Source organism: Pseudoalteromonas sp. SG44-1 (assembly GCF_014164315.1).
Classification (GTDB): domain Bacteria; phylum Pseudomonadota; class Gammaproteobacteria; order Enterobacterales; family Alteromonadaceae; genus Pseudoalteromonas; species Pseudoalteromonas rhizosphaerae.
This window is the reverse complement of sequence record NZ_JACJEW010000124.1, coordinates 1-3,097: the sequence shown is the minus strand read 5'-3', so window position 1 is coordinate 3,097 and position 3,097 is coordinate 1. Positions and strand designations below refer to the sequence as shown.

The window sequence follows — 3,097 nt, the reverse complement described above, 5'->3', positions numbered from 1 at the left end:
CTGGCAATGTCCTACTTTCACATAGCAAATGCTACACTATCATCGGCGCTGTTTCGTTTCACTACTGAGTTCGGCATGGGGTCAGGTGGGTCCAAAACGCTATTGTTACCAAGCAAATAGGGTGCAAAGGAGTTATGACAAAGCACGTAGTGCTTACATTTCCTTTGCGCAGGGTGCCTCAACTTTAACGCTACGCGCTAAGAGTCACCTTATAAATTTGGAATTCTGATAATAAAGTTTTCAGTAAATCTACTTTAGTCTATTAACTTCTTGCGCTATCAACTATCACATAAAACGCGTTTGGCGTTGTATGGTTAAGCCTCACGGGTAATTAGTACAAGTTAGCTTAACATATCACTATGCTTCCACATCTTGCCTATCAACGTTGTAGTCTTCAACGGCCCTTCAGAGAGCTTATAGCTCTAGTGAGAACTCATCTCGAGGCCTGCTTCGCGCTTAGATGCTTTCAGCGCTTATCAGTTCCGAACGTAGCTACCGGGCAATGCCATTGGCATGACAACCCGAACACCAGCGGTTCGTTCACTCCGGTCCTCTCGTACTAGGAGCAACCCCTCTCAATTCTCAAACGCCCACGGCAGATAGGGACCGAACTGTCTCACGACGTTCTAAACCCAGCTCGCGTACCACTTTAAATGGCGAACAGCCATACCCTTGGGACCGACTTCAGCCCCAGGATGTGATGAGCCGACATCGAGGTGCCAAACACCGCCGTCGATATGAACTCTTGGGCGGTATCAGCCTGTTATCCCCGGAGTACCTTTTATCCGTTGAGCGATGGCCCTTCCATTCAGAACCACCGGATCACTATGACCTACTTTCGTACCTGCTCGACGTGTCTGTCTCGCAGTTAAGCTGGCTTCTACCATTACACTAACCGTACGATGTCCGACCGTACTTAGCCAACCTTCGTGCTCCTCCGTTACTCTTTGGGAGGAGACCGCCCCAGTCAAACTACCCACCAGGCACTGTCCGTAACCCCGATTCAGGGGCCAACGTTAGAACATCAAAACTACAAGGGTGGTATTTCAAGGACGACTCCAACAAAACTAGCGTCTCATCTTCTAAGTCTCCCACCTATCCTACACATGTAGGTTCAATGTTCAGTGCCAAGCTGTAGTAAAGGTTCACGGGGTCTTTCCGTCTAGCCGCGGGTACACAGCATCTTCACTGCGATTTCAATTTCACTGAGTCTCGGGTGGAGACAGCGTGGCCATGGTTACACCATTCGTGCAGGTCGGAACTTACCCGACAAGGAATTTCGCTACCTTAGGACCGTTATAGTTACGGCCGCCGTTTACCGGGGCTTCGATCAAGAGCTTCTCCGAAGATAACCCCATCAATTAACCTTCCGGCACCGGGCAGGTGTCACACCGTATACGTCATCTTGCGATTTTGCACAGTGCTGTGTTTTTAATAAACAGTCCCAGCCACCTGGTCACTGCGGCTCCAATCAGCTTAGAGAGCAAGTCTCATCACCAATCGGAGCGTACCTTCTCCCGAAGTTACGGTACGATTTTGCCTAGTTCCTTCACCCGAGTTCTCTCAAGCGCCTTAGTATTCTCTACCTGACCACCTGTGTCGGTTTGGGGTACGATTCGGTATAATCTGAAGCTTAGAGGCTTTTCCTGGAAGTATGGCATCAGCAACTTCATCACCTTAGTGACTCGTCTCGTGTCTCAGCCTAACAGCAACCCGGATTTACCTAAGTCACTAGCCTACTCACTTTCACATGGACTACCAACGCCATGCTTGCTTAGCCTGCTCCGTCCCCCCATCGCAATTATACCAAGTACGGAAATATTAATCCGTTTCCCATCGACTACGCCTTTCGGCCTCGCCTTAGGGGTCGACTTACCCTACCCTGATTAACATGGGATAGGAACCCTTGGTCTTCCGGCGTGCGGGTTTTTCACCCGCATTATCGTTACTCATGTCAGCATTCGCACTTCTGATACGTCCAGCATACCTCCCGGTACACCTTCAACCGCTTACAGAACGCTCCCCTACCACTCAGAATAAATTCTGAATCCGCAGCTTCGGTGCATAGTTTAGCCCCGTTACATCTTCCGCGCAGACCGACTCGACCAGTGAGCTATTACGCTTTCTTTAAAGGATGGCTGCTTCTAAGCCAACCTCCTGGCTGTCTGGGCCTTTCCACATCGTTTCCCACTTAACTATGACTTTGGGACCTTAGCTGGCGGTCTGGGTTGTTTCCCTCTTCACGACGGACGTTAGCACCCGCCGTGTGTCTCCCGGATATTACTTTACGGTATTCGGAGTTTGCAAAGGGTTGGTAAGTCGGGATGACCCCCTAGCCTTAACAGTGCTCTACCCCCGTAAGTATTCGTCCGAGGCTCTACCTAAATAGATTTCGGGGAGAACCAGCTATCTCCCGGTTTGATTAGCCTTTCACTCCTAGCCACAGGTCATCCCCTAACTTTTCAACGTTAGTGGGTTCGGTCCTCCAGTTGATGTTACTCAACCTTCAACCTGCCCATGGCTAGATCACCGGGTTTCGGGTCTATACCTTGCAACTATTCGCCCAGTTAAGACTCGGTTTCCCTACGGCTACCCTATTCGGTTAACCTCGCTACAAAATATAAGTCGCTGACCCATTATACAAAAGGTACGCAGTCACCCAACAAGTGGGCTCCTACTGCTTGTACGTACACGGTTTCAGGTTCTATTTCACTCCCCTCACAGGGGTTCTTTTCGCCTTTCCCTCACGGTACTGGTTCACTATCGGTCAGTTGGGAGTATTTAGCCTTAGATGATGGTCCACCTATATTCAGTCAAAGTTTCACGTGCTCCGACCTACTCGATTTCACTTAAAAGGGATTTTCATGTACGGGACTATCACCCTGTATCGTGGCACTTTCCAGAGCCTTCCATTAACACCAATTAAGCTTAAGGGCTGTTCCGATTTCGCTCGCCGCTACTTTCGGAATCTCGGTTGATTTCTTTTCCTACGGGTACTTAGATGTTTCAGTTCTCCGCGTTCGCCTCGTTAACCTATGTATTCAGTTAACGATACCTGCAAGCAGGTGGGTTTCCCCATTCGGAAATCCTAGTCTCA

General features: G+C 49.5%; 2 rRNA genes. Both read right to left on the bottom strand.

Going from position 1 to position 3,097, the window contains the following annotated elements:
• Positions 1-113, bottom strand: a 5S ribosomal RNA gene (gene rrf, locus H5187_RS22920); the annotation flags it as partial.
• Positions 114-310: 197 nt separating this feature from the next.
• Positions 311-3,097, bottom strand: a 23S ribosomal RNA gene (locus tag H5187_RS22915); the annotation flags it as partial.